The organism is Marinobacter sp. MDS2, assembly GCF_030718085.1.
GTDB lineage: Bacteria > Pseudomonadota > Gammaproteobacteria > Pseudomonadales > Oleiphilaceae > Marinobacter.
The window spans coordinates 1,742,741-1,769,617 of record NZ_JAVAJF010000001.1 but is presented as its reverse complement, the minus strand read 5'-3'; the positions used below and the strand labels follow the sequence as shown (position 1 = coordinate 1,769,617).

General features: G+C 55.1%; 21 protein-coding genes and 1 pseudogene. 3 read left to right on the top strand and 19 right to left on the bottom strand.

Going from position 1 to position 26,877, the window contains the following annotated elements:
- Positions 1 to 112: 112 nt before the first annotated feature.
- The 6 genes from Q9245_RS08350 to Q9245_RS08325 form a co-directional block, all read right to left on the bottom strand.
- Positions 113 to 1,441 carry an MATE family efflux transporter gene (locus Q9245_RS08350; RefSeq protein ID WP_305896697.1) on the bottom strand — a complete coding sequence of 443 codons (1,329 nt, stop codon included), beginning with the start codon at positions 1,439 to 1,441 and terminating at the stop codon, positions 113 to 115.
- A gap of 262 nt (positions 1,442 to 1,703) precedes the next feature.
- On the bottom strand, positions 1,704 to 2,204 hold the full coding sequence (gene tpx / locus Q9245_RS08345) for a thiol peroxidase (protein ID WP_305896696.1): 501 nt from the start codon (positions 2,202 to 2,204) through the stop codon (positions 1,704 to 1,706).
- 255 nt (positions 2,205 to 2,459) lie between these two features.
- Complete coding sequence (locus Q9245_RS08340; RefSeq protein WP_305896695.1) at positions 2,460 to 4,433, bottom strand: acyltransferase family protein; 1,974 nt, start codon at positions 4,431 to 4,433, stop codon at positions 2,460 to 2,462.
- Between the two features lie 297 nt (positions 4,434 to 4,730).
- Entirely contained in the window at positions 4,731 to 5,948 is a 1,218-nt protein-coding gene (locus Q9245_RS08335) for a multidrug effflux MFS transporter (RefSeq protein WP_305896694.1), read from the bottom strand.
- Between the two features lie 233 nt (positions 5,949 to 6,181).
- Positions 6,182 to 7,093 carry a LysR family transcriptional regulator gene (locus Q9245_RS08330; RefSeq protein ID WP_305896693.1) on the bottom strand — a complete coding sequence of 304 codons (912 nt, stop codon included), beginning with the start codon at positions 7,091 to 7,093 and terminating at the stop codon, positions 6,182 to 6,184.
- Between the two features lie 68 nt (positions 7,094 to 7,161).
- Entirely contained in the window at positions 7,162 to 8,313 is a 1,152-nt protein-coding gene (locus Q9245_RS08325) for an alpha/beta fold hydrolase (protein ID WP_305896692.1), read from the bottom strand.
- A 181-nt stretch (positions 8,314 to 8,494) separates the two neighbouring features.
- On the opposite strand from Q9245_RS08325, the gene Q9245_RS08320 reads away from it, so the two are divergent.
- Positions 8,495 to 9,388, top strand: a complete 894-nt coding sequence (locus Q9245_RS08320; protein WP_305896691.1) for an acyltransferase — start codon at positions 8,495 to 8,497, stop codon at positions 9,386 to 9,388.
- Between the two features lie 12 nt (positions 9,389 to 9,400).
- Here Q9245_RS08320 and Q9245_RS08315 read toward each other — a convergent pair whose 3' ends face one another.
- The 11 genes and pseudogenes from Q9245_RS08315 to folE all read right to left on the bottom strand — a co-directional run bounded on the left by Q9245_RS08315 (position 9,401) and on the right by folE (position 22,354).
- Positions 9,401 to 11,386, bottom strand: a complete 1,986-nt coding sequence (locus Q9245_RS08315; protein WP_305896690.1) for a ribonuclease R family protein — start codon at positions 11,384 to 11,386, stop codon at positions 9,401 to 9,403.
- A gap of 140 nt (positions 11,387 to 11,526) precedes the next feature.
- Positions 11,527 to 11,976 carry a DUF411 domain-containing protein gene (locus tag Q9245_RS08310; protein ID WP_305896689.1) on the bottom strand — a complete coding sequence of 150 codons (450 nt, stop codon included), beginning with the start codon at positions 11,974 to 11,976 and terminating at the stop codon, positions 11,527 to 11,529.
- A 119-nt stretch (positions 11,977 to 12,095) separates the two neighbouring features.
- A complete protein-coding gene (locus tag Q9245_RS08305) occupies positions 12,096 to 14,690 on the bottom strand; it encodes a heavy metal translocating P-type ATPase (RefSeq protein WP_305896688.1) in 2,595 nt (864 codons plus the stop codon).
- Positions 14,691 to 14,693: 3 nt separating this feature from the next.
- Positions 14,694 to 15,125: a MerR family transcriptional regulator gene (locus tag Q9245_RS08300; protein ID WP_305896687.1), complete on the bottom strand. Its 432-nt coding sequence runs from the start codon at positions 15,123 to 15,125 to the stop codon at positions 14,694 to 14,696.
- Positions 15,126 to 15,444: 319 nt separating this feature from the next.
- Positions 15,445 to 15,765, bottom strand: a complete 321-nt coding sequence (locus Q9245_RS08295) for a hypothetical protein (protein WP_305896686.1) — start codon at positions 15,763 to 15,765, stop codon at positions 15,445 to 15,447.
- A 55-nt stretch (positions 15,766 to 15,820) separates the two neighbouring features.
- Entirely contained in the window at positions 15,821 to 18,088 is a 2,268-nt protein-coding gene (locus tag Q9245_RS08290) for an EAL domain-containing protein (RefSeq protein ID WP_371824797.1), read from the bottom strand.
- Between the two features lie 67 nt (positions 18,089 to 18,155).
- Positions 18,156 to 19,427, bottom strand: a complete 1,272-nt coding sequence (locus Q9245_RS08285; RefSeq protein ID WP_305896685.1) for an HD-GYP domain-containing protein — start codon at positions 19,425 to 19,427, stop codon at positions 18,156 to 18,158.
- A gap of 48 nt (positions 19,428 to 19,475) precedes the next feature.
- Positions 19,476 to 19,898: a CoA-binding protein gene (locus Q9245_RS08280; RefSeq protein WP_305896684.1), complete on the bottom strand. Its 423-nt coding sequence runs from the start codon at positions 19,896 to 19,898 to the stop codon at positions 19,476 to 19,478.
- A 31-nt stretch (positions 19,899 to 19,929) separates the two neighbouring features.
- The gene (locus Q9245_RS08275; protein ID WP_305896683.1) at positions 19,930 to 20,646 is read right to left on the bottom strand and encodes an enoyl-CoA hydratase/isomerase family protein; all 717 of its coding nucleotides are present in this window, start codon (positions 20,644 to 20,646) and stop codon (positions 19,930 to 19,932) included.
- Positions 20,647 to 20,787: 141 nt separating this feature from the next.
- Positions 20,788 to 21,606: pseudogene (locus Q9245_RS08270) on the bottom strand (SDR family oxidoreductase); the annotation flags it as partial.
- A gap of 175 nt (positions 21,607 to 21,781) precedes the next feature.
- Positions 21,782 to 22,354 (bottom strand): GTP cyclohydrolase I FolE, encoded by a 573-nt coding sequence (gene folE, locus Q9245_RS08265; protein WP_114335236.1) that lies wholly within the window; start codon positions 22,352 to 22,354, stop codon positions 21,782 to 21,784.
- A 164-nt stretch (positions 22,355 to 22,518) separates the two neighbouring features.
- On the opposite strand from folE, the gene Q9245_RS08260 reads away from it, so the two are divergent.
- A complete protein-coding gene (locus Q9245_RS08260; RefSeq protein WP_305896682.1) occupies positions 22,519 to 23,448 on the top strand; it encodes an alpha/beta fold hydrolase in 930 nt (309 codons plus the stop codon).
- On the opposite strand, the gene Q9245_RS08255 is transcribed toward Q9245_RS08260, so the two are convergent.
- Positions 23,445 to 24,527 (bottom strand): GGDEF domain-containing protein, encoded by a 1,083-nt coding sequence (locus tag Q9245_RS08255; protein WP_305896681.1) that lies wholly within the window; start codon positions 24,525 to 24,527, stop codon positions 23,445 to 23,447. The two genes, Q9245_RS08260 and Q9245_RS08255, sit on opposite strands and share 4 nt — an antisense overlap.
- A 213-nt stretch (positions 24,528 to 24,740) precedes the next feature.
- On the opposite strand from Q9245_RS08255, the gene Q9245_RS08250 reads away from it, so the two are divergent.
- Positions 24,741 to 25,823 (top strand): patatin-like phospholipase family protein, encoded by a 1,083-nt coding sequence (locus tag Q9245_RS08250; protein WP_305896680.1) that lies wholly within the window; start codon positions 24,741 to 24,743, stop codon positions 25,821 to 25,823.
- Between the two features lie 3 nt (positions 25,824 to 25,826).
- Here Q9245_RS08250 and Q9245_RS08245 read toward each other — a convergent pair whose 3' ends face one another.
- Positions 25,827 to 26,831: a PAS domain-containing protein gene (locus Q9245_RS08245; protein WP_305896679.1), complete on the bottom strand. Its 1,005-nt coding sequence runs from the start codon at positions 26,829 to 26,831 to the stop codon at positions 25,827 to 25,829.
- Positions 26,832 to 26,877: the final 46 nt, after the last annotated feature.

The following is a 26,877-nucleotide window of genomic DNA, read 5'->3' as shown; positions in this document are numbered from 1 at the left end:
TTTTCTTATCTTCTTGAAAAATAATAAGTATTTTTCACTGTTACGACTTTGTGAGCTGTCGGTAACCTGATAGCCACAAGGGCTGTGGCCGCCGCTAAAATCTTTCGGGAGCTCAGTCGCGGGCGCGTTGGTCCAGAGTTTTCTGGCCCTGACGATAAAGGCTGTAAGCCATGATCCCGGCGAGCAGGTTGCCGATCAGCGCACCGGTCATCAGGCCGGGCAGCCCGCCGATTTGTGAGCCGATCCAGAGCATGGGCAGGTAGCAGCCAAACAGGCGTAACACCGAGATCAGAAGCGCGCGCATGGACATGCCAAGAGCGTTGTTGATGGATACCATCAGGATGCACACCCCCAGGCCGCTGTAGCTGAGCGGCACGCGCAGCAGGTAGCTAACCAGTACATCTTGTACGTTGGCGTCTGAGCTGAACAAGGTGGACACCACCCCTGAGGCGCCAAGCCACACCAGCCCGATGAACAGCTGCCAGCCGATGATAAAGCGCACGGCAATGCGTACCAATTTGCGGATCTGGTCGATTTCTCCCGCGCCCAGCAAGCGCCCGACCATGGGGGGCATGGACATGGTGAGTGCCAGTACGACGACGATGGAGAAAAACTCCAGTCGGGTGCCCAGGCCCCATGCGGCAACAGCGGCTGAGCCGAATCCGGCCACCAGTGCTGTAGCCAGTATGGCGGCCAGTGGCGGCATGAGTTGGCTGACCATGGCGGGCGCCATGATGCCGCCCAGTTGTTTTGCGGCTTTGGCTAATTGCAGTTGCAGCAGATCGAACCGGAGCCACTGGCGCTTGAGCAGCATGGGGTACATGACCAGACCGCCAATGCTGAAGGCGGTGATGGTGGCCCAGGCGGCACCGGGCAGGCCCCAGCCGAATACGAAGATGTAGAGTGCGTCCAGTGCGATGTTGAGCAAGCTACTGACAATCATCATGTAGCCGGGCAGTTTGGTGTCGCCGTTGGCGCGGCTGATGGAGTAGCTGAAGTAGACCATGGCGCCGACCCAGGCGGAGGTGAGCCAGGGTGCCCAGTATTCGCGGATGACGGGTCGCAGGGTTTCTTCGGCACCGAGTAAATCGAGTATCAGGGTTTGTAGCAGCCATACTGAGATGCAAAGTGTCAGTGCGAGGCCGGCTCCGACGGCGATGACGAGTCCGCCGAGGCGTTGTGCTCGTTGGCTGTCGCCTTGTCCTAGGGTGCGGGAGATGATGGCGGTGGTGGCGATGCCAAGGCCGACGTACATGCCGCTGACGAGTTGTTGCATGGGTACGGTGAAGCCCAGTGCCGCGAGCGGATCGCGGCCGAGTTGGCCGACGAAGGCGCTGTCGGTGAGTTGGAATGTCATCAGTGAGAGGACACCGAACAGCATGGGCCAGGTCATGTGGTAGAGCTGGCGGCCTAGGGAGGCGTTTTGCAGGGCTTGTTGCACGTTGGTTTTGGGGCCTTCGGTTGGGTGTTTGGCGCAGATTCTAACAGGTCATGGGTTTGGTGCATCTGCTGATCTGGTATCAGGCCTTGGGAGTTGACCATAGGGCAAAGACCCCCCTCCAAAAACCGCTCCTTCGGCACGTCCATGTGACGCTTCTGCTCCGCCATCCATGGCTGCGCACATTTTTGGAGGGGTGTCTTCGCCCTATGGCCTCGGCATGGGAGTGGTACTCCGGTGCCGAGGTTAAGGTGTTCTCTAGTTGTTATAGAACTTTCAGTGCTGCTTCGTAATCTGGCTCGTTTTTGATTTCACTGACCAGTTCGCTGTGGATAACTTTGTCATTTTCGTCCAGAACCACCACCGCACGGGCGCACAAACCGGCCAGCGGGCCATTCTGGATGCCTACGCCGTAGTCTTGCTGGAAGCTGTAGTTACGGAAGGTTGATAGGGTTTCAACGTTGTTCAGGCCTTCTGCGCCGCAGAAGCGGGATGCTGCGAAGGGCAGGTCGGCAGAGACAACGAGTACGACGGTGTTGTCGAGGTTGCCGGCTTTTTCGTTGAATTTACGGGTACTGGCGGCGCATACGCCGGTGTCGATGCTGGGGATGATGTTCAGGATTTTGCGTTTGCCAGCCCAGTTGTCGAGTTTGACTTCTTCCAGACCGCTGGTGGTCAGGGTAAATGGGGCGGCGTTGTCACCGGCATTTGGGAAGGTACCGCTGAGTTCGATCGGGTTTCCGTCCAGAGTTACGTTGTTCGCCATGGTTTGCTCCTTGCTGATTGGTTTCGGGAATTTGTACTTACTCTATGTAGCCTAGTTTGGATGAGTTTTCATCCATGCAGCATGTAGGGGCTTTCTGAAAGTCGCGTGAGTTGTGTATGGGATACGACAGAGTGCCGTCTTTTAAAAAATGTGAAGACGGCACGAAAACGGAACCATTTCTATCATCAAAATAGTTTTTCAATGGGGCTGACTTGTAAGCTGGGCTTTGACGTCAGATTTTTTGAAAAACTGAGGCTATGGATAATGCTCGGTTTTACTCACAAGGTTATTTTGTGGCTTGAGCAGCTGTTCAAGCCAGCTAATTTTACTGATACGCCGCCCAAAAAATTCTGCCCCTGATAAAGTGTGATGTCCGTAATCATAGAAAAATTTATTGTAATTTTCGTCCAATGCAAAGCACTTTTTCTGATTTTCATCACAGACATAATCCATTCGATCTAGAATTAAAAATTGATTTCCTTGAGCAAGCTCTTTTATTCTTTGGTTTGCTTTCTCTGCACGGGGGGAGTTTTCTCCCATTTTGTAATGTTCGAAGTGCTTGGCATTAACTCTGTTCGTAACAAGACTTGGGGCATCCTCAAGGTCAGTGCTTCTTTCAGCCTTCCACAAAACATAGTCAGCCAAGTTTCTGTATCCATTAAATTGTTTAAATTCAAATATATTATTTGATACTGCAACTATCTTGTTTTTTTGTTTTAAGTTTTCGATTACGGTTTTTAATTTATCAATATCCTCTTCCGAGTATCGAGATGAAATCAGCACTATATCTGAGTTTTCTAGGTTTTTAGATCTATAAAATTTGTGTGTGGGGTCTGCTAGATATCTTATCTGTACACCATACCTGGATATAGAGATTTGATCCCTTACATACTCGCTATTGTAGAGGACATTAAACAAATCTTTAGAATGTGAGTTTCCGACGAGTAAAATTTTGTGCTGGGTTGTATTTCCATAAAACCATGACTCTTCATCTGATTTATTATTTTCTACACTATAAGATTCATCTCCAGTGATCTGCTTTAGAATGTCCCAGCTTTGCTTTTGCAAAGCCCTATTGTCCGGCTCATAGGATAGTGCATCTAGACCGACTGACCTAAAGCTAGCACCATTGGTTAGTGAGCCGTAGCTTCCAAATGCTATCACAATCAACATTGAACATGCTGAAACCAATAACACTTGTTTTGAGGTTCTAAAGTATGAAGTTTTTCGATTTCTAAATGGTGTTTCAACAAATTTCCAAGTCAGCCATGCAAGAACTAGCGACGCTAAAGATAATAAGGCCATTGTAGTATATGGCAAAGGTTCAAAGCTTTGTACCCTAGCAAATGCAAAAATAGGTTGGTGCCAAAGGTAGGCGCTATAGCTAATAAGCCCTAATGAAACTAATATTCTTGTGCTTAGTATTCGTTTTGTTATTCCATCTAGGTTGCCAAATATTATTATCAAGCTGGCACCAATAACAGGGGGGAGCGCGAAAAAGGATGGGAATGGGGTGTTTTCATCGTAAATTATTACGGGTATTAAGATTAGTAAAAAACCGAAAGAAGATAGAGTATTGTTTCCATATTTTTTTCCTTTGCTGAGAATGAAGGCGCAGATTGCACCAGCACCGAGTTCCCAAGCCCGAGTGGGGAGAAGATAAAAGTTTGCACTTGGGTGGGTTTTGGATGCCCACTCTGAAAGTATTAAGCTAAAAAATGAAAAAATTACTAAAGTTAGGAAAACGGGATTTCTTCCAAATCTCCAAAGTAGCAAAAGCAACACGGGGAAAAATATATAGAATTGCTCCTCAACTGCGAGGCTCCAAGTGTGTAGCAGAGGGTTTTCTTCAGCATCTTGAGCAAAATAGTCCTCTTTTCTCCAGAATAAGATATTTGAAGAAAATATCGCTATAGAAATGAGAGCTTGTGAAAAATCTTTGAATTGTTCTGGTAACAATAAAAACCACGCAAAGGGAATGCACAAGGCTGAGATGAATAAAAGTGCTGGTAGAATTCGTTTTGCTCGCCGCTCATAAAATCGGGTAATGGAAAACGAACCCTTGTCAAGTTCATCAATTAGGATGGTTGTAATTAGGTATCCGCTAATTACAAAAAAGACATCAACGCCGACATAGCCGCCGGAGAACCATGAGAAGCCAGCGTGAAAAAGTATGACTGGCAGGACGGCAATCGCTCGTAAGCCGTCAATCTCTCTTCTGTATTGCATTCCTAATTGCCCATTCTTGAATACGGAAAAGCCAAAGATCATAGGTAAAGGCTATGGCTCGGCGTGAAAACCCCGACATTATAGAGGTTAAAAGTTAGCCATGTAACTATGATGAACGTTCAGTGTATGAGGCTACGCGAAATGTAGGCGGAGGCAGGAGGCGGGCCGGCCGTCCAAAAATTTGCGGAGCCATGGATGGCGGAGCAGAAGCGCCACAAGGATGTGCCGTTAGGAGCGGTTTTTGGACGGCTGGCCCGCCTCCTGGCGCCCTTCTCTACAGCTTCAGGCTACGAATGTTCAGGAGCTGGCGTTCTGGGTTTCAAAGCCCTGTGCCGGGTAACGCTGCACCATCAGCAGGTAGCCGAGTAAGCCCAGGGCGCCACAGGTGGCGATGATGCTTGCCATGACCAGTGGCGTGCCATCGTGTAGATGGCCGACGAGCGCACCGGCGGTGGCGGCGGCACTCATCTGGATGAAGCCAAGAAGCGCAGAGGCGGAGCCGGCCATGGTGGGGTGGTTGGCCAGGGCGCCGGCCATGGTTTGGGGCAATACCATGCCGGTGCCAACCATGAACAGGGTCTGGGGCAGGATGACCGCCCAGGGGCTGTAAATCTGGTTCCAGGCCAGTAAGGCCATGGCCATTCCCGCAGCTACGGTGGTTACCAGGCCGTAGAGCAGGACCTGGTCCGGGTGGAGCTGATTGGTTAGCCGGATGGACGTCATGTTGCCCAGCAGGTAGCCGCCGGCAGTCACTGCGGTGTACAGGCCGAAATGTTCCGGGGCCACGCCCAGAACATCAATCAGAACGAACGCTGAGCCGGACAGGAACGCGAAGATACCGCCGTAAATTGCAGCGCTGGTGAGGGTATAACCTACGAATGTCATGTCGGCGCTGACTTTGCGGTAGTTACGCAACAGGCTGCCCAGGCGGAAAGGCTGACGGTTGTTCTGGCTTAGTGGTTCCGGTATGCCGATGGCGATGATGGCGATCATGATCAGGGCATAGCCGGCCATGACCGTAAAGATCCAGTGCCAGTCCATATGGGCGACAATCAGCCCGCCAAACGTTGGTGCGATTGCCGGTGCCAGCGCCATCATGCCGCCCAGCATAGCCAGGATTTTGGCGGCGTCTCTCGGTTGATAGACGTCACGAACGATGGCTCTTCCCAGCACCGGGCCGGCAGAGCCGCCCAAGGCCTGCAAAAAGCGGAACATCTGCAGGGACTCTATACTACTGGCCAGCGCGCAGCCTATGCTGGCCACGGCGAACAATACCATGCCGCCAATCATGACCGGCTTACGGCCGAAGCGGTCAGCCAAGGGGCCGCAAATCAGTTGGGCTATAGCAAACCCGACAACATACAGGCTGAGGGTCAGCTGTACCTGATCGGTTCCAGCGCCAAAGTCACTGCCAATCTGGGGAAGTGCAGGCAGGTACATGTCCGTAGCCATAGGGCCCAGAGCCACGGCAGCCGCCAGCAGAATGGTTGTCCAGATACTTGTCAGTGCGAGCATGGTTTATGTGGGGCCCATGATGATGTTTGCGAGGCAGGTTTGGGGACGTCCTTCCGAAACTGTGCGGAGCCATGGATGGCGGAGCTCAAGCGTCACATGGACGTGCCGAAGGTGCGTGTTTCGGAAGGACGTCCCCACACCTGCCGACCTATTGCGAAGTGGAAGTCTAGGACGATATGCCCGCAAAAATAACAGCCCGAGCTCTCATGCAATACATGAATGAAATTGATTGATTAATTGTTCAGCCCATTCATGGTGGCTGCGACGGAGTTCAGCTGGTTGCGAACCCAGCGGTGGGCGGGGTCGGTTTGGTGGCGGCGGTGCCAGAGCATCAGCAGGGTGAAGGGGTTGTATTCGAACGGCAGCGGCACGTAGGCGAAGTCGCGCATCAGCTGGCTGCTCATGCGCTCGGGGGCGGAGGCCAGCATGCTGGTGCCTCTTAACAGCTCGGGCAGGCCAGAGAAATTAGACACGGTTACCATGCTTCGGCGCTGAACCCCGCGGGTATCCAGAGTGCTGTCCAGGCCAGGCTTTTCACCGGCCGAGAACAGTACAGTGATGTGGTCGGCCTTCATGTAATCGTCCATGCCGACAGGTGCTTCGCGCATGTTCGGGTCGTAGAACACCACAATGCGATCGGCCATCAAGCCCCGTTGCATGATGTCGGTGGCCTCGGGTGCGTGGGGGCTGATCACCAGGTCGCAGGCTTCCTTTCTGAGCATGTCGGGGTTGGGAATACCTGAAGGTATCACCTGCAAATGAATGCCCGGTGCCTGTTCGCGCAGGATCTTCACCAAGCCGGGCAGTAGCAAATCCCGCTGGTAGTCGTTGGCGGCAATGGTGAAGGTGAATTCAGCAGTGGCCGGATCAAACGGTGGGCCCGAGGGCAGGGTGCGGAGGTCGTCCAGCAGATGGCGAATGTGAGGCCCGGTACGCAACGCGTATTCGGTGGGCACAATGCCTCGCCCTGATTTCACAAACAGCGGGTCGCCGAAGGCTAAGCGCAGGCGGTCGAGGGTGTGGCTGACCGCCGACTGGCTGACGCCTAAGCGAACAGCCGCGCGGGATACGCTGCTTTCGTCCAGTACGGCAATGAAGGTCGCCAGCGATCGAAGATCGAGATTTAATATATCAACGGATTTCATCGGTCGGAGTTTAGGTGAGGGTGCCCGTTTTGTCACGGCACACCCTCATGGGAAGCAGCTTCAAGGCGTTAGTTGGAACGGGCGGCCAACCAATCTGCCAAAGCCAGCCAGCTGGCTTTCGGAGCTTTGCTGCCTGCGAGAATGCCCATGTGCCCGCCGGGCGCGACTTGGAAGGTTTTATCCACAGAGCTGACGTGGTCCATGATGCGCTTGGCTGCGCCGGGTGTTGCCAGGGTGTCGGTTTCCCCGGCGATGGCCAGTAGATTGGCGTTGACGTTCTCTAAACGCGCAAAGTCGTCGCCAATCTGGATTTGCCCTTTTGCCAACTGGTTATCAACCCAGACCCGAACCAGAGTGTCCTGAACAACGCCGCCCGGGTACGCGACCATTTTGTCGAGGAATGCCGAGGTGGTGGCGTGGTTGGTGACAAACTCCCGGTCTCCCAAGCGTACCAGCAACTCCCAGTAGCCCATGGCGCTGCCAATCGGATTGGTCAATTTGAAACCGAGGGTGTTGGCCCAGCCCGGGGTGTGGAACCAGTGCGGTTTTACTTTATGGATGTGGAAACCGGTGCGCCGGTACACCGCCCCGGATATCTCAGCCAGCCGCTGGTACATCATGCCGAGAACGCCAGATGCGTGGCTGTCGATGGGCAGGCCAACAACGATGGCGTTGCGAATGTGCTGATCCCGGCTGAGCGCAGAGTAGAACATGGTAAACATGCCACCCATGCTCCAGCCGTGCAGCGACAGTTCTTGCTCGCCGCTGTGTTCGCGCACGCGGTTCAGGTATTCGGGCAGTAACTCTGCAACATAAGTATGAAGGTTGTAGTGGGTATGCTCCCGTTGGGGAATACCCCAGTCGATCAAATAAACCTCAAAGCCTTTGGCTCGAAGAAAGCGGACCAGGCTGCGGTTAGGAAACAGATCGTAGATCAGCATGTTCACCGCTAAAGGTGGAATGATCACAATGGGGGTTTTGTGCGCGTTGCGTTCGACGGGAATGAATATACCGTCAATCTCAACCAGCTCGTCTTCAAGTGGCGGGTAGTAACGCAGGCTGACGAGCCCGTTGGTGTGCAGGGTTTCGAACGGTGTTTGCCCGGCCTGTACCAGACTGGCTGCTTTAAAAACGCGATCGAAGGCGTTGCCCGCGTAGTGCAAGCTTTTATTTGATAGGTCGGATGCTGTGTTGAGGGCACGCTTTAGTGGCTTAAGCATAGGTGTTTCCGTAGGGCGCTAGAGTCAGAATGCGCCAAGCGTAAGGTTGAATCCATATTCAGTCCATGGCGAAATTGTCATTATGTGCCGGCGAAAGGGCCACGTTCGGCCACTGCCCAAGGCCGCTTACGATTGCTATGATGGCGCCTCTTTTGGCGACAATAATCAAAACAGGATCACCATGCTCAGTTTTCTGCCTGCTCCCATTATCGGTGTCATCAACTCCATTCTGCTAGCCATCAATACGGTTTTTTGGTGTGTGCTGCTGTATATCCCGGCCCTGCTTAAGCTTGTGATTCCCCACAAAGGCTTCCGCGTGCTTTGCACCAGGCTGATCATCTGGATTTCCGAATCCTGGGTGGCGTGTAACACCGGCTGGATGAAACTGACACAGCGCACGGATTGGCAGGTAGTGGGTGCCGACAACCTGAAGCGGGAAAGCTGGTATCTGGTGCTCAGTAACCATCAGAGCTGGGTGGATATTTTCGCTATGCAGCGCGTGTTTAATCGTCGGGCACCGTTTCTGAAGTTTTTCCTGAAACAGCAGCTGATCTGGGTGCCGGTGATAGGCTTGGCTTGGTGGGGGCTCGATTTCCCGTTTATGAAGCGTTACACGCGAGAATATCTGATCAAGCATCCTGAAAAGCGCGGTGAGGATTTGAAGGCCACCCGAAAGGCCTGTGAGAAATTCCGCTACACCCCGGTCAGCGTGATGAATTTTGTGGAAGGTACCCGTTTTACCAAGGCCAAGCACGACAAACAGAATTCACCCTATCAGCACCTGCTAACCCCGAAGGCGGGCGGCGCCGCATTTGTACTGGATGCGATGGGTGATTCCATCGAGACGCTGGTGGACGTCACCATCGCCTACCCGAATGGCGCGCCAAGCTTCTGGGATTTTCTGTGCGGCAAGGTGCCTGCAATCCGGATGGACATACGAACCCAGAATATTCCGGAGCATCTGAACGGGCGCGATTACACCAACGATGCCGAGCACCGTCAGAATATGAAGAGCTGGTTGGGTGAGGTCTGGCAGGCAAAGGATGCCCGCCTGACCCAAATGCTTGAGAAGTAAGCCGGGGCGGTATTAACCGCCCTCGTTGTTTTGGCCGGTGGCGATTTCCTCGGCCTTGACCAGCTTGAAGTTAATCTGCCGCCGCTCATCGTCCACACCAGCAAAACTGACGGTTACCCGCTGCTCGAGCTGGAAGATACGACCGTTCTTGTTATGCACCAGGCGCAAGGTGATCGGGTCAAAACCGAACTTTCCTTCCAGGTCCCGGCAGCTGACAAAGCCTTCCAGACCGTTGCAATCCAGACGTACGAAGAAACCAGCCGGTACGGTGCGGCTGATGGTGCCTTCCAGGGGTTCATCCGTGAGCGTCTTGGCAAAGTCGGCTTTCAGCCAGGTTTCCAGTGAGTTGGCCGCTTGGCGTGCCTTGAACTGGGTGGCTTGCAGGGTTTCCAGCTGGTCTTTGTTCAGCGCGGTGATGGGCGCATCCCACAAAGCCGCTTTGATCAGCCGGTGCACGTAGTAATCCGAGAACTTGCGCAGCGGTGAGGTGAAGGTGGTGTAAGCGGCCAGCCCCATACCTTGGTGCGGCGCAGGCGCTTCGCTGAGTTCAGCGCGGGCCAGCTGGCGAGACAAAATGGATTTCACCGGTACTTCTGCGTCCAGCTGCTCGCATTCTTTCATCAAGGTTTTGAAACCGTCGGCACTACTGGCATCGATATCGGCCAGATGCGGTGCATACCCATCCAGCAGTTTCCGGATGTTGTCGGCCCGGTCGTCACGCAATCCGGGATGCTGAATAAACAACCCTTTGCCTTGCTGGCTCAGGAAGTCAGCGGCACAGCGGTTGGCGGCCACCATGCACTCTTCCACCAAACGGTGGGCTTCGTTCTGCACGGACGGCTCAATCAGGCGAATGCGACGGTTTTCATCCAGGCGCAGGCGGAATTCCGGTCGATCGCTGCTCAGCAGTGCGTGCTCTGAACGCCATTTGCGAAGGGCTGTGGCGACCTGATGCAGTTGATCCAAACTGTTGCTGACATCGTCCGGCAGCGCGTTGATTTCATCGTCTTCCCGGCCTTCGATCAGGTGGGCAACCAGTTCATAGCTGAGTTTGCCTTTGGATCGAATGACCGCTTGATGAAAACTGTATTCACCAAGGCTGCCATCGTTGTTTACTTGCAGATCACACACCAGAGCCAGACGCGGAACATCCGGCATCAGCGAGCACAAGCGTGTGCTGATGCTGTCTGGCAGCATGGGCAAGGGCTCACCGGGGAAATAGATCGCGGTGGCGCGATGGAAGGCTTCCTGCTCGGCCGGGCTGTTCGGTTCGATCAAGGCCGAGGGGTCGGCAATGGCGATCGAGAGAGTCCAGCCAGTGGCGTTCGGCGTTGCCTTGAGCGCATCGTCCATGTCCTGTGTGCCCGGGCTGTCGATGGTGACATAGGGCTCGGCGGTGCGGTCTTCCCGGTTATCGGCAGCGGCGGTGATGCTTTCTTCTGACAGCTTGTCGGCCTGTTGCTGTACATTCTCGGGCCATGAGTCGGCGAGATCGAAGTTGGCAAGGGTGAAGGCACGTTCAATACCCGGCTCGCCCGCTTTACCGATGATACGCAAAACCTTCGCCTGACCTTTGCCGTCTTTGATCGGATGGCGATGGATCTGGCAATACACGAAATCGTCGGGTTCTGCGCCCATGCGCTCTTTTGGCGGAATGAAAATCCAGCGATTGATGCCCGGGGTTTCGGGGGCTACGAAGTGGCCTTTGCCTTTGACCAGATAGCGGCCCACAAAGGTGCTCAGGTTGGATTCGAGAAGCTCGTCGATAACACCTTGGGTTTTGCCTTTGTCGGCTTCCTGCTCAACAACGTTGACCCGATCGCCCGGTAGTACTTTCTGCATTTCCTCGGGGGGCAGGAACACATCCCGGCCTTCATCGAGGGCGACGAACCCGAAACGCCCGTTGGTGGACTTGACCGTACCGGGGAAGACCACCTTGTTTTCTTTGATATCGGTTTTCAGCTGGCGCAACTGATTGAGAGCGTCGGCATTGAGCATGAAGTAGTAACCTGGGCTTAAAATGAATGATGCTGCGAAGTATAACGGTTCTGTCAGTGTGAGTCAGATTTGTCGGCGGGGCTTTCGTCTAAGAAACGGTCGGCTGAGGCGCAATGGCCTCAGCCGCAGTAACCGGGCAGTTAGTTGTGTTCAGCAAACACCCGGGTTTGGCCTTGTTCGTTGAATAGGATCACTTTGTAGTGGTCTTTTCGATCACCCATTTCCATCCCGGGGGAGCCCGCCGGCATGCCCGGAACGCTCAATCCGGTGGCCTTGGGAGCTTCGCTGAGCAAACGCTTGATGTCATCGGCCGGGACGTGGCCTTCAATCACGTAATCGTTGACGATGGCGGTGTGGCAGCTGCCTAAACCCGGGATCAAACCGGCTTCGGCTTTAATTCGGCCCATGTCGTTGCTGTTGGTGGCGGTCACCTCAAACCCGTTTTCCTCGAGATGATCGATCCAATCACCGCAGCAGCCACAGGTGGGCGACTTGTAAACATGAATGCTGGGCGCTGCGCCACCGGCAAGGACAGCGGTCGAGAATCCGAGCGCCGCCATAAAGCCAAGGGCCAGAGAGTGCTTTTTCATAGTGTTACCTCAGTGGTGATGTGGGTTATCAGTAGATTCTTTATCTGAACCGGAAAGCCAGAACCACCACACAATGGCGGCCATGAGCGCAAGACCGCTGATATTGACCAGAAAAGTCGTCATGAGTTCGGCTCCTTGTGTTGAACGGATTTCTGACTGGTTTTGAACAAACGCAAACGGTTGGCGTTGGACACGACGGTCACGGACGACAACGACATGGCGGCACCCGCCAGAATGGGGCTCATCAGAACGCCCCAGATCGGATACAGCAGGCCGGCTGCGACCGGAATGCCCAGGGTGTTGTAGACAAAGGCGCCAAACAGGTTCTGCCGGATATTGGTGACCGTGGCCTGAGAAATCTCGATGGCATCCGGAACGCCGTGTAGCGAACCCCGCATCAGTGTGATTGAAGCGCTTTCGATGGCCACGTCGGTGCCGGTGCCGATGGCAAAACCGACATCGGAAGCGGCCAGTGCCGGTGCGTCGTTGATACCGTCGCCAACCATGGCCACGGTATAGCCTTGTTTGCGCATCTCGTTCACCACATCGGCTTTGTCTTCCGGCAGCACCTCGGCGCGGAAATCGTCAATGCCGGCGGCGTCAGATATGGCGCGGGCTGTGGCCTCGATATCGCCGGTCACCATCATGACTTTGATGCCGGAGTCGTGCAGGCGTTCAATGGCCGCTTTGGAATCCGGTTTGATGGCATCGGCAACTCCGATCACACCGATTAATTCATTGCCAAGCGCCAAATAAAGCGGGGTTCCGGCCTCATCGGTAATACCTTTGGCGGCTTCGGACAAACTATCAACGGCCAGCCCCTCGGCTTCCAGCCAGCGGCGGTTACCCAAGCGCAGGGGTTGGCCATTGGCTTGCCCGAGGACGCCTTTGCCGTTCAAAGCCTCGAAGCCGGATACCGTTTCGGGGGAAACGCCTTCGTCTTTGGCTTTGGCCACAATGGCCTCCGCCAAGGGGTGTTCCGAATGCCGCTCCAGCCCGGCGGCCAACGCCAGCAGCCTATTCTCATCGCCATCAAGTGCATGAACCCGTGTCACCGCAGGATGACCTTCAGTGATGGTGCCGGTTTTATCCAGAATCACCAGATCAATCTTGCCGGCAGTCTGCAGGGCATCCCCCTGACGAATCAGAATGCCGTATTCAGCAGCTTTGCCAACGCCGACCATGACAGACATCGGCGTTGCCAGGCCGAGCGCACAAGGGCAGGCGATGATCAGCACCGTGGTGGCCGCCACCATCATATGCACCACTGCCGGTTCCGGCCCGACGTTGTACCAGACCAGTGCCGCTGCCACCGCGATCAGCATGACCGAAGGTACGAACACCGCAGAAATCTTGTCGGCCAGCCGACCAATGGCCGGTTTCGACCCCTGAGCCTTCTTCACCAACTTGATGATCTGCGCCAGCGCGGTTTCACTGCCCACCCGGGTGGCTTCGTAAATAATCGACCCGTGAGTGTTCAGCGTGCCGGCGGAGACTTGATCACCGTCGGCTTTGTTCACAGGCATGGGCTCACCGGTGAGCATGCTTTCATCGATACGCGTGGAGCCTTCCACAATCACGCCGTCCACCGGCAACTTCTCACCGGGCCGAACCCGAATGCGGTCACCTTGCTGAACGTCTTCCACAGGAACGTCCTGCTCTTCGCCGTCCCGAATCACCCGAGCGGTTTTCGCTCGCAGATCCAGCAGCCGCCGCACCGCTTCCGAGGTTTTGCCCTTGGCGCGCAGCTCCAGCGCTTGCCCGAGGTTAATCAAACCAATGATCATCGCCGATGCTTCAAAATACACATGCCGCGCCATTTCGGGCAGCGCCTCGGGAATACTCACCACCACGATCGAATACAGCCACGCAGTGCCGGTGCCGAGGGCAATCAACGTATCCATATTGGCGTTGTGATGCTTGAACGCCTTCCAGGCTCCGGCGTAAAAATGCCCCCCGGTCGCAATCATCACGCCCAAGGTGAGAATGCCGAGATTGAGCCAGGTGATCTGGTTCTCGCTCGATACCGTCATCGAGCCAAAGCCCATGCCCCAAATCATCAAGGCAATGCCCAGTCCTAAACTGATGGCCATCTTGACCAGCAGGACTCTGTACTGCTTCTTGTCTTCCTCTTGCTTGCGATCGTCGGCGGCGTCTTCGTCCTCGATCTCGCGGGCTCCGTAACCCGCGCTCTCAATGGCCTGAATCAGACGGGCAGACTCCGCGGCACCGGTGGCGGTTGCAGTATTATCCGCCAGGTTCATATGGGCGTGAGAAACCCCCGGTACCGACAACAGCGCCTTCTCGATGGTGTTCACGCAGGAAGCACAAGTCGCGCCGGTCACTGCCAAGTGCACCTGACTCTCGCTGGATCTCTCGACCGATGTCACCTGAGAATCCCCTTTCGGGATGTCACTCGGCGACTGATCGGAGTGCTTGTTGGTGGCATCATCCGTCTTCGACGCGCAACAGCTCGACGAGGGCTCCTCAGCTGCAACCGGCTCTGCGGGATACCCGGTATCCGTCACAATTTGTGCAGCCTCAGCCCTGTCCACACTGTCTGGCAGCGCCACCGTTTGCGCCTCCAGATCGACTTCAACCAGATCGGCGTTCCCGGTTAACGGCTCCAGAGCGTTACGAATCTTCTTCGCACAGCCCTGACAGGACGCTCCGGAAATACTCAGAGCCGTACTCAAAACAGGTGCTTCGCTCATGGTTCAATGCTCCTTTTTCGAACAAGTAGCGGGATCGTCCCAATGCTCGATTAATCGACAAATCGTCTGCCCGTCCGGCGTACCATCCGGCATCTCCTGCCAGGCGGACAATGCCGACACCATCCGTGATCGCAACTGCTGCAAATCGGCAATCTCTCGATCCACCTCAGCCAAACGATGTTGGAACACATCCCGAACCATCGGACACGGAGAGTGGTGCTCGTCTGCCTGCCCTAAAATCTGCCGAATCTCCGGCAACGAAAAACCCAACTGCCGAGCCTTCCGGGCAAACCGCAATCGCCGCAGATCCTCGGCATCGTAGTATTGATAATTGTTGTCCGGATTACGACTGGGCCGCAGCAAGCCTTCCCGGGTATAAAACCGAACGGTATCCGGAGTGACATCGGCAGCAGTGGCGAGTTCTTTGACTTTCATAGGCAGCACCCAATGAACAATGACTAGCTGGATTCAGGAGAATCCACGGACCAAGTCAGCGGAGTGCTGGTGCGGGGTAAGTGCTTCCGAAAATGTTCGGAGCCATGGGTGAAGAGCGTGAGCTCTTCACGGGCTGGCCATGGATGGCCTGCCCAGGACCCTCGGCGCGACGCAGGAGCGATTAGCGCTGAGGGGCGGAGACAAGCGTACATGGAAGTACTAGCAGCGGTTTTCGGAAGCACTTACCCCGTGCCAGCACGGCAAACACGCTACTTCAAGGATAGACTAAAACCTATGACCCACTCACAGGTCAAAGGTTTCAGGAAGAAGAGTTCTTGGAACGCAGAAAAACACCACAGGACTTACATTGATCCGGCGCCATCAACTTAGCCTGCCAGCCAATCTTCGTGCCGCACGCCGGACAAGACAGCCGCAACTGCAACACAATAATCGGAATCACCAGCACCACCAGAAGCACCCCAAGGCCGCCCCAGTCATCACCGGAAGAAATCCCCAACTGACTGCTGAACACCAGCACCAGAATCAGCGCAAAAAACGCAAAAAGGAAATAGTTGCGGTTCCAGCGCTCCCAGCGGCGCAGCTTGGCATCCTGCTCCGAAGACAAATACCTGGCAGACATACACATCACACTCAAAGAAAGACAGACCGCAAAGTTTGCAGCGCAGAAGCATTAATTACAATTCGGAAGTGACCTGCAGACCGGTAAACAGAGAATCCTCCCGGATCGCCCTTTCCAATACCGGCCCGGGAACCGGACGACTGATCAAATACCCTTGCACCAGATTGCATCGATGGGCCTGAAGAAAATGCAGCTGATCTTCCGTTTCCACGCCTTCAGCCACCACCTGAATACCCAGATTATGCGCCAGATTGATCACCGCCCGGGTAATCACCGCATCATCATGGCGCTCCGTCACATTCGTAATGAACGACCGGTCAATCTTCAGCAAGTCCACCGGGAAATCCCGCAGATAGCCCAACGACGAATATCCCACGCCGAAGTCATCGATGGCCAAACGCGTGCCTAGTTGGTGCAACTGCGTCAGCTGACTGCGATTCTGCGCGATGTTCTGAATGAAAATTTCTTCCGTCAATTCAAGCTCAAGCATGTGTGGGGCAATATTTTCTGCCGCCAGAGTATCCCGCACGTGGTCAACCAGTGTGGCATCCTCCAGCTCACGGCCGGACAAATTCACCGCAATTCTCAGGTGTTCGCAGGCGGTGCCTTTCCAACGAGCCAATTGCCGACAGGCCGCCAGTACTACCCATCGGCCGATCTCGGTGATGCGGCCGCTCTCTTCAGCCAACGGAATAAACTCAACCGGCGACAGCAGGCCCCGGGTAGGGTGTTGCCAACGAATGAGGGCTTCAACGTTATTGATCTCACCCGTGTCGAGATCTAACTGGGGCTGGTAATGCAGTACAAACTCATCGTTCGCCAGAGCCTCGCTGAGATCCTTGTCGAGTTCCAGGCGCATCATCTCTTTCTCTTGCATACCCTCGGTGTAGAACTGATAGGTATTGCGGCCCTGATCCTTGGCCCGGTAGAGCGCAATGTCGGCATTGCGCATCAGCGTGTCGGCATCGTGGCCGCTTTGAGGATAAACGGCAACGCCCATGGTCGCGGTGATCTGGTGCACTTGCCCCTGCGCTTCGAAAGGTTCGGCAAAGCACTGTTTGATCTCGCCAAGTAGATGGATGACATCATCAATGTCGTCCATTTGCTGTTGGCAGATCATGAACTCGTCGCCCCCCGAGTAGGCCACCAAAACGGTCTCGCTGCTGAGATCGTTCAGCCGTTCCGACACCTTGATCAACAGTTCGTCACCGAATTGGTGGCCAAGGGTATCGTTAAGAACCTGAAATCGGTCGAGATCAATCATCACCAAGGCAACCTGGCGCAACTGGCGGTCGGCAATGTTGAGGGTATGTGACAGGTCTTCCATGAAAAAGCGACGATTGGCCAGGCCGGTCAGGGTGTCGGTGGATTCCAATCGTTCCAGATCGACCTGCACCGCGACACGTTCGTCGACCTGCCGCTCCAGTTCAAGCCGTGTTCTGAGCAGGGAGTGTGTGCGTTTGAACGTGACCTGTCCCAGCAGTATGGTCAGACTGGCCAGAACCCCCATCACAATCACGCTGATAAAGGTGATGCGTGGCCACTGGCTGCGCTGATTCGCGACCCAGTCGTTGGTGGGGCTCAGGGCAAGGCGCCAATCCAGCAAGGGGATATTGACGGGCATGGTCGCTCGAAAGGCGGTGTTGATGTCGCCTGAGGTGTTCAGAGCGTAACTGGGGTCACTGCCTTGTAGTATTTCCACCTGGAACTGATCGATTATCCGAGTGGTCAATAATTGTTTGGCCAGCACCTGCATTTTGAAGACGCCGGCAATAAAACCATTATTGTCCGAGCCCTGACCGACGGGGTGATAGGTGACAATACCTTTAGGCCCTTGCCGGAGGTCGATAATGCCGGAGATATCCGGTTTTCCGGTCGCGGCTGAGTGTTCCAGAGCTTGGCGCCGCTGCTCGTTGAAGGCTACGTTGTAACCGAGAACCGCTTGGTTTTCGCCGGCGGGTTCCAGCCAGCGAATGATGAATTCTCTATCAATCCACTCGATGGCCTGATAGATGCCAAAGTCGTTGAGGTAGGTGCTGGCGTCGGATTGCCAAATCTGTTTGCTTGGGTACGCGCCGTTTTTCATGCGCTCGGCCATTCGGCCCAGAGCGCCTGCCTGTACCGCGAATTCTCGTTCCAGATTGTTGGCCAGTGCATGGGCTTCGTCAGTCAGATTTGCCTGGATCTGAGCGGTATCTTTTTGAATCAGGCCTGACCGAAGCGCCCACGCCAACGCAAAAAAAACCAAAAAGACCACGGCAGCGAAAAACGGACTCTTAAGGACGCGAGTTACAAACGGCATGGTGCGTTGTGCTGGGGTCACGCTCTGCTCCGAGTTTACCTTGGCGTATGACTAGGGGTAACGGCAGAGTCCTTTCTATCGTGAATCGCTAGTTGTGAATTCGCTCGTTTATAGTTATTCCGAATGCACCGTCGGCCAGTGGATTACGAATTTCACGAACTTCACCATCTTCTGTTGTCTGCGCGCTCAGGTCAAGAATATAGGGTGTCATTCTGTGCTTGTTTCTATCGAGTACGATTTCAACTTTCGGCTTGAGCTTGCGCCCCGGATGGGTACTGACAACCCAGGCGACTTCACCGGTGTTCAGCTCTACAAGGGTGCCCGGCGGATAAATACCAATCATCCGGATGAACGATTCGACCAAATCGGCATCGAATTGCTGACCGCGATTCTGGTACAGAATTTTAAGCGCCTCGGCCGGTGATCGACCGTTCCGGTAGCAACGGTCGCTGGTAATTGCATCGTAGGTATCGACGATGGAAATCAATCGGGCAAAGCGGCTTATCTGGGATTCTGGCAGGTGGGTCGGGTAGCCTTTGCCGTCCACCCGTTCGTGATGGTGTAACGTCACATCACGAATGATGGGCTCCAGAGTTTCATCTTGCTTGAGTAAGTTGAAACCGTGGGTGGTGTGTGACTGCATGACGACGTACTCATCAGGCGTCAGTGGGCCGGGTTTGTTCAGGATGGCACCGGGCACCTTCAGCTTGCCCAGATCGTGTAACAGACCGCACATGCCGGCGGTTTCGATGTCTTCATCCGGCATGCCCAGAAAACGCGCGAATGCGATGGCGTAAACGGCCACGCGCAGACAGTGCTCGGCGGTGTAGGCATCCCGGTTTTTGATCCGGCCCATCCACAGCATGGCACTGGCGTTGGCTTTGACACTTTCAACACAGGACCGGACCAGCGTGCGCGCTTCGCCCAGTTCCAGGGTGTTGTTCTGAATAATATTGACGGTAACTTTGTCGACAAAGGCCTGAGTCTGGCGCCAGGTTTCTTTCGCCCGCGGGAACTCCTGTTCCAGGGTGCGGGTTTCCTTCATGGGTTCCGTGGTTTTCTGGCGCAGCTGGGGTATTTTGCTCAGCACCGGGGCCAGTTTGCTTTCTTCGTCTTCGACAACGACCCAAGAGCAATATTGGCGCAGAACTTTCGCCTCGTCGGGCGTGGATAAGGTGAATCCCTGAAACAGCACAGGCACATCGTTCCACGGCCGATCAAGTTGCACAACGCGCATACCGAGCTTGAGCAAATCGACAGGAATGCGTGCCCTGTGCAAAAACGTCTCGGCGCGGGCGCCTGCGTGCTCGGGCTTGGTTGGGGGCGCTTGCCCGTTCCCTGGGTGATCTTTGAACGACATAGACCAGCTCACTTATCCTGAAGTCTTTTCAGAATAGAGCAGGTCCGTTTATCTGGCAATGTTGAGCCTGGGAATTTCCCGTTTCGGGCAGCGGTCCATCACCACTTTTAAGCCAGCCTGTTCGGCCCTTGCGGCACCGGCTTCGTTGATGACGCCGATTTGCAGCCAGAGTACGGGAATCTTCTGTGCAATAGCCTGATCGATGATCGCATCGGTGCGCTCGGGCGCCAGGAAAAGCTCTGCCATATCGACCGGCTCGGGAATCGATGCAAGGTCAGCGTACACGGTTTCTCCGAGTACCTGCTTACCTTCAAGCCGCGGGTTGACCGGGATAATCCGGTAGCCCTGGTTCTGCAGATACTCCATGACTTCGTGGGACGGTCGGCTGGTTTTCTCGCTGGCGCCTACCAAAGCGATGGTGTGGACACTGGTTAGAATGTCGCGAAGGCCTTGATCGTTCTCAATGGGCACAAGTGTTCTCCTTGAAATCGCGATGGCGTGGTTACAAAAGAATGTCCAGCGCCTCAATGAGGGGCGGGTTCTTGGCCGCCAGGGCGTCGAGCACGGGTTTGTGCAAACGCCTTTTGTGCTCGGCAACAATGGCACGGCCCTTTTTGAAGGTTTGCGCAAACTCTAACGCGCCATCGTTCAAGGCTTCAACCGAATCGAACGTTCTGTCTATAAACCTGGCGTCGGCCAGAGTATCTGCCGTCACGCGCCGGCCGGTCAGCATCATTTCGTTAAAAGTGTGCCGAGGCATCGCTTTCAGGATCACATCGATCAGGCCGGGCAGGAACGGGATGTTCATATCAACCTCCGGAAAGCACACGTAGCCACGGTCGCCGCGCATAAACCGGAAGTCGCAGGCAGCTGCAATGACGACCCCGTTGCCAAAGGTGTGGCCATTGATGGCTGCGATAATCGGCATTGGGTATTGCAGCATGACGCGGTAAATCTCATCCATGGTGGACAAGAAGGTTCTTACATCGTCTTTGTTGCCGCTTTGGATGCTGCCCAGCAGCCAGTTGACATCAATGCCCTGACTCCAGTTTTTTTCGTCGCTTGAGGTCAAGATCAGCGCTTTGTAGGTTGGGTCGTCGATGACCTGTTTTAACAACGCCATAAACTGCTGGGCAAAAACCAGATTGTTGGCGTTATTGCCATTGTCCATGGAGATAATGGCGACGCGATTGTCACGGCGAAGACTGAGAAGGGGCATAGTAACGTATCTCAAGCGTATGTAACCGCACCGCCCCGGCGTTATGGCGTTCGTGACGATGCGGTTGGTGGCTTACTCGTCGGCGGGCCAGCCAGCAAGGGGCGGCACGGCGCCTTGCACGTAGGCCTCGGGTGCTTGAACAAAGAGGTCTTGCATGAGGTCTTTCTGGTTGTACTCCGGGTTCGCCCGGTAATGCTCAAAATCTTCGACCCCCTGGGTGCGCAGGAAGTCCTCGTCGATGAGCAGCTGACCGGTGACCTCGCGATTCTGTGTTTTCAGCAGGGCCAGAGCGGCATCCGCCATGATTTTTGGCGTGCGGGCCCGGTCAAGGGTTTCTTTTCCGGCAAACGCAATGGCGGCGGTGTGAATAACGGTACGTGGCCACAGAGCGTTGACCGCGATACCGTAGCGCTTGAATTCATCCGACATGCCCAGCGTCAGCATCGACATGCCATACTTGGTCAGGGTGTAGGGCGCGTGATTACGAAGCCAGCTACGGTCGAGGTCCAGGGGTGGAGAAAAACTCAGAATGTGCCCGTTTTCAGACTTCTTCAGATGCGGCAGTGCTTTTTGGCTGAGCAGAAACACCGCACGGAAGTTTATCTGCATCATCAGGTCGAGCTTTTTCAGCGGCGTGGACTCTACACCGGATAAGGCGATGGCGCCTGCGTTGTTGATAATGCCGTCAATGCCGCCAAAAGTATCAACCGTTTTGGCGATCAGGTTATCGACGTCTTCTTCGCTCCGGACATCCACTTTGATGGCCAGAGCCTGGCCACCGGCCTCCTCGACTTCTTTGGCAACAGAGTGAATGGTGCCTTGAAGTGTCGGGTGGGGCTGATCGGATTTCGCCGCGATAACGATGTTCGCGCCTTCCGCTGCGCACACCAGCGCAACTTCCCGGCCGATCCCGCGGCTGGCGCCGGTAATGATGATGGTTTTGTTCTTCAACGAACGCATGGCAGCTCCTGAACAGTGAAGGCTAACGATGGAGCAGTCTGCTTTCGATCAGGCTGCGGGATTCGCGAGCAACGATCGGAGGGCTGCTGTTAGCCGGTACGGATCTATCCTGTCGTAACCGAGAAGGTTTTCCAGCAGCCAAAAACGCCAACTTCAGTAGGTTAATGTGCCAAATTTATCCGCGGTTGCTGGAAATCAGGGTAAGGAATTCGCTGCGGGTCGCCTGAGACTTGCGGAATTGGCCCAGCATCATCGAGGTTTTCATGCGGCTGTTTTGCTTTTCAACACCGCGCATCATCATGCACATGTGTTGCGCTTCGATCACCACACCCACACCTTTCGCGCCGGTCACGCTTTCAACGGCTTCGGCAATCTGCCGGGTCAGGTTTTCCTGAATTTGCAGGCGGCGGGCGTACATGTCCACGATGCGAGCAAACTTGGACAACCCCAGCACCTTACCTTGAGGCAAGTACGCGATGTGGCATTTGCCGATGAACGGAAGCATGTGGTGTTCGCACATGCTGTAAAGCTCGATGTCCTGGACCACCACCATTTCATCCATGGCTGACTCGAACACCGCGTTGTTCACCAGGCTTTGCAGGTCCTGCTGATAGCCTCGAGTCAGAAATTGCATGGCCTTTGCAGCACGGGCTGGGGTGTCCATCAGGCCTTCGCGGCTGGGGTTTTCACCCAGGCCTTCTAAAATCGCGTGGTAATGGCCGGTGAGATCATCAAGAGGTAAAGACATAATGGTTTCCGATAGTGTGCCTGTCAAAGTGTGAAGCTTAAGGCAAATCGAGCTTCACCTCCATGATTTAGGCGCTTCGATGATGGTTGCGGGCGGTGTGGCATTGGCGAGTGGCGGTACATTGCACTAAAGTAATCTGCTCACAGGGTGTGTGGAGACGAATCATGGGGCAGATTATGTCCGGGTCGATGGCAGGAACGTATGAGATGGCTGCGACGCTTGAGGCTTGGCAGCAAACGGGGAAATGGTTCAGCTATGGCGGCCACGCCGTTTTCAGCCGCATGGCAGGACAGGGCGAGCCCGTGGTTCTGCTCCATGGCTTTCCCTCGGCCAGCTGGGACTGGAGCCGTCTCTGGCCAATGCTGACCCGGCACTACCAGGTGCTGGCGCTGGACATGTTGGGCTTTGGTTTTTCTGACAAGCCTCAGAAATATCGTTACAGCATCGAAGATCAGGCGGATCTGATTCAGGGCTGGCTGGAGGGGTTGGGGTTGCCGGGCGTGCATCTGATGGCCCACGACTACGGCACCTCTGTGGTGCAGGAACTGCTGGCCCGAGACCAGGAAGGTGCCCTGGGGTTTCGGATCCACAGTGTGTGTTTGTTGAATGGCGGCCTTTTTCCGGAAGTTCACTCCCCTTTGTTCATTCAAAAAGTACTTAAAAGCCCGATGGGTAGTTTGATCAGCCGAGGACTGACCAAAGGCTCGTTTGAGCGGAGTTTTCGACGGTTGTTTGCAGCAGATAGTCAGCCAGACCGTGATGATTTATCGGATTTCTGGCACTTACTGAACTACAACAATGGCCGCGGCATTTTGCATGACCTCATTCAGTTTATGGAAGAACGCCGGTGTCACCGGAATCGATGGGTGGGCGCGTTGCAGCAGGCGAAGCAACCCATGCGGCTTATTTCGGGCATGGCAGATCCGGTTTCTGGCGCCGCAATGGTCAGGCGTTACCGTGAGCTGGTGCCATCTGCGGATGTGGTGAGTCTCAGGCGGGTGGGGCATTACCCGCATTTCGAGAAGCCTTGGGAAGTGTTCTCAGCCTACCGCGATTTCAGAAAGCAACTGCAGAATTCCGAACGGCAGGGTTAAGCCAGCTGGCCGCCTTGGTTGGTGGCGGGAGAGCGTTCTTCCTCGATCGTTGCAGAGGTTGCATTGGGTTTAGATGCATTCACTATCTGGTTTCGGCCCTGACGCTTGGCTGTATACAACGCCTGGTCGGCGCGATTGAGCCAGATTGACCAGGTTTCACCCTGACTGACTTCGGCCACCCCGGCGCTGGCGGTCACGCGAATGTCCTCCAGAAAGGGCGTGGCGCTGATGCTACTCAAGAGCTGGTGGGCCAGGGTGTCGGCATCTTTTTGACGGGTTTCCGGTAGCACGATCATGAATTCTTCCCCGCCAATCCGGAACAGTTGATCGTTCTCTCTCAGGCGCTTTCGGATACGCAAAGCGAGTTCTTTCAGAACATTGTCGCCAGCCAGATGGCCCCATTGATCGTTGATGGTTTTGAAGTAGTCGAGATCCAGCAGCACCAGGCTTGAAACGCGTTCGTAGCGTTCGCGCATCTGGATTTGCCGGTTCAGAATGTCGGCGAGTTGAGAACGGTTCAGACAGCCGGTCAGTGGATCCGTGGTGGCCAGTTTCGTCAGTTCTTGTTGCATGCGCCCTACCAGCCAGGCGAATACCATGGCAAATACGCAGCTCAAGCCGAGTGAAAAAGTGATGCGCCAGAAATCCGCTTCTGAAAATTTAAGAAACGAGGTAACGGCCATGACCGTAACAAACACGATGTTGCAAGCGCCGGCTTCTTTTAACGGGAGTAAAAAGAACAGGGCGATGGCGGCTGGATACGCCCAGTAAAGCCCCGCGTGCCCGTTGATGGCGGTGGAGTAGGCGGCGGAAACCACAGCGAGAACGGGGAAAAGCCAGCCCTTCAGGAAGTAGCGACCGGTCAGCCGTAAAAAGCCGATGACGAGCACCGCATTAATGCAGAAAAGGGCCAGAAAAACGGCGAGCAAGTGATTGCCATGTTGCCACTGAATCAAAATCAACGGAACGACGGCAATAAAAGCCCAGAAGTGTAAGTGGTACACCAGTTGCCGCCGGAACCCCAGCACCGTGAGGTTCGGATTAGACTCCATGGTATCTGGCGAGGTCAGAAGATTCACCACACAGCTCCGGCTGATAATCCACGGCACGCATCCTGTGCCATTTTTGTTTAGAGTTTAGCATGGCACTTTTTGTGTAAAAGTCGAAATTTAATCGTTTCAGAGTGCAGCTCGGTGGTTTATGCACAATGCCAATGGATGTTATGAATTTTGTTCAGTTGGCTGCCCAGTGAGCCTTGGTTAAACTCCGGCCAGCGAATGAGAGGATATCGAATGACTGCAGTTCATACCCGTGCCCCGGCACTGACGATCCGCGCTGGCCGCCGCGCTTTAGAACGGCTGCGACAGAAACCCTTGGAAGCTTCGGACGTGCATGTGGTCCCGGGCGCTGCCGGAGGCCCGAAAGCATTGGGCATCAGTGGTCTGGATAAGGCCATATTTGGTGAGTGGTTGGCCGAAGCCGAGCAGGAAATCGCCCTGATTGGTTCATCGATTGGCAGTTGGCGCTTTGCCGCTGTGGCGTCATCGGATAACCCTCGCGCCCAGTTGAGTAAGCTGGCGGAGCTCTACACACAGCAACGTTTCAGTAAAGGCGTCAGCGCTGAAGAAGTCAGTCGTAAAAGCGTCGCGTTTTTGCACGAGTTGCTGGGTGGCCGGGAAGAGTACCTGTTGGCCCACCCGGTGTATCGGCTGAGCGTCGTGGTGGTGCGTAGCCTTGGCCTGTTGCAGCATGATTCCAAGGGCCGCCTGGGTATGGGGCTGATGAGCGCGATCAGCGCCAACATGCTGAGCCGCCGCCACCTGAGCCGGTTTATGGAAAGGGGTTTTGTGCACGATGCCCGGCAAAAGACACCAATATCGACCCACGCGGAGTTCCCGCGTCATGAAGTGGCGCTCACTCAGGACAATTTGTTGTCAGCCTTGCTGGCTTCTGCGTCGATCCCGATGGTGATGTCGGCTGTGCATAACATCCCGGGCGCCCCTGTCGGGGTTTACCGGGACGGGGGCCTGCTGGATTACCATCTTGATCTGCCCTACGAGCAGCCCGGGATCGTGCTATATCCCCACTTTACCGATCGGGTGGTGCCGGGTTGGTTTGACAAGACGCTGCCATGGCGTAAAGGGGATGCGACTCGTCTGCAAGATGTTTTGTTGTTGTCGCCGTCCCGAGACTATCTGGACGCCTTGCCGGATCGCAAACTACCGGATCGTAAGGACTTCGAGAAGTACCTCGGCGACGATGCCGGGCGGGAGAGGTCCTGGCGCCGGGCCATTGCCGAGAGCGATAGGCTAGGGGACGAGTTTTTGGAGCTGCTTGCGACCGGGCGGCTTCTGGAGCGGGTCCAGCCCCTGTAAAAGCTAATCCACTCCATGGACTTTTATCTGTGCGCTTATCCGGAACCCTGCGATGCCTCGTACTGGATCGGTTACTGCTTTTAAACGCAGAGTCACCGGCACGGATTGCCCGGAATACTCGCCTGCCAACGCGAGATCGGCCTGCATGATCTCGTGATCGGCGCGCGCGGCTTCCAGACATTCTGCGAAACGCTGTTGGTCGGCCGGCGCGATCAGTTGTTGGAAGGGTAGTTGGTCCAAATCGGACGGTGCTTGCTTGAAGAGATCGGCGGCCAGGGCCGAGATGTAAGCGATTTGCCCCTGATCGTCCAGCTCGGCAATCAGGTTGCCCGATAGATTGATCAAATCCCGTGATCGACTCTCGCTGTCGTTGAGTGCTTGTCTGAGAACGAGTTTTTCAACGTTCAGGTTCGCGATTTTCTGGCTTTGGGTTTTCAGGTCTTTCTGTTGTCTTCGGGTTAGCTTGCGCTGCCGGTGATTGCGCCAGCACAGGTAGAGAGAGAGCGAAAACGCCAGTATAGAGAGGGCCATACCACTGGCAAGAATCAGCCAGCGTAAGTTTTGTGCAGGCGCTTTCAGTAATTGGGCATCGGGCAGCGTGGTGACCATTGACCTGTTGCCATCGATATTCAGTTCACTGCGAAGGGCATGGCGTTTCATTGGTGCATGAATGGCGCCCAGTTCCAGAAGCGGCCTTTTGGTGTGTCGGTCCAGTGTGTCGATGCGAAGACGGAGGTGTTGTGGCATGGCTTTGGCCAGCGGCACCTTCAGCCGGGAAATGTCATGTCCGTTTCGGTAAAGATGATCAAGAACCAAAAGCACCAGGGTTCGGTGTTGCTGTTGGTAGTGCTGTTGGGCGAGGGTTTCGGCCTGGGAGGAAACCTGTTTGGCGACGGAAAAACTGAGCGCAGTTCCGGCCAGAAGGATGAGCAAAGGCACCCACAAGCCGGGCCAAAGAGCCCTGCGGATTCTTGCACTTGCTGTCACGCTGTCCAGGCTGCTGCCCATGCAAGGGCCCTCCCTCAGGCTTTCCGTAGGTCAGCCAATCCACTCT

Coding starts and splice junctions, on each gene's coding strand:
- Q9245_RS08305 (WP_305896688.1), bottom strand. CDS start 14,690: ATGAGCGAAGCACCTGTTTTGAGTACGGCTCTGAGTATTTCCGGAGCG.
- Q9245_RS08335 (WP_305896694.1), bottom strand. CDS start 5,948: ATGCTCGCACTGACAAGTATCTGGACAACCATTCTGCTGGCGGCTGCC.
- Q9245_RS08295 (WP_305896686.1), bottom strand. CDS start 15,765: ATGTCTGCCAGGTATTTGTCTTCGGAGCAGGATGCCAAGCTGCGCCGC.
- Q9245_RS08340 (WP_305896695.1), bottom strand. CDS start 4,433: ATGCAATACAGAAGAGAGATTGACGGCTTACGAGCGATTGCCGTCCTG.
- Q9245_RS08310 (WP_305896689.1), bottom strand. CDS start 11,976: ATGAAAAAGCACTCTCTGGCCCTTGGCTTTATGGCGGCGCTCGGATTC.
- tpx (WP_305896696.1), bottom strand. CDS start 2,204: ATGGCGAACAACGTAACTCTGGACGGAAACCCGATCGAACTCAGCGGT.
- Q9245_RS08285 (WP_305896685.1), bottom strand. CDS start 19,427: ATGTCGTTCAAAGATCACCCAGGGAACGGGCAAGCGCCCCCAACCAAG.
- Q9245_RS08245 (WP_305896679.1), bottom strand. CDS start 26,831: ATGGGCAGCAGCCTGGACAGCGTGACAGCAAGTGCAAGAATCCGCAGG.
- Q9245_RS08260 (WP_305896682.1), top strand. CDS start 22,519: ATGGGGCAGATTATGTCCGGGTCGATGGCAGGAACGTATGAGATGGCT.
- Q9245_RS08320 (WP_305896691.1), top strand. CDS start 8,495: ATGCTCAGTTTTCTGCCTGCTCCCATTATCGGTGTCATCAACTCCATT.
- Q9245_RS08250 (WP_305896680.1), top strand. CDS start 24,741: ATGACTGCAGTTCATACCCGTGCCCCGGCACTGACGATCCGCGCTGGC.
- Q9245_RS08275 (WP_305896683.1), bottom strand. CDS start 20,646: ATGCCCCTTCTCAGTCTTCGCCGTGACAATCGCGTCGCCATTATCTCC.
- Q9245_RS08330 (WP_305896693.1), bottom strand. CDS start 7,093: ATGAAATCCGTTGATATATTAAATCTCGATCTTCGATCGCTGGCGACC.
- folE (WP_114335236.1), bottom strand. CDS start 22,354: ATGTCTTTACCTCTTGATGATCTCACCGGCCATTACCACGCGATTTTA.
- Q9245_RS08315 (WP_305896690.1), bottom strand. CDS start 11,386: ATGCTCAATGCCGACGCTCTCAATCAGTTGCGCCAGCTGAAAACCGAT.
- Q9245_RS08300 (WP_305896687.1), bottom strand. CDS start 15,125: ATGAAAGTCAAAGAACTCGCCACTGCTGCCGATGTCACTCCGGATACC.
- Q9245_RS08325 (WP_305896692.1), bottom strand. CDS start 8,313: ATGCTTAAGCCACTAAAGCGTGCCCTCAACACAGCATCCGACCTATCA.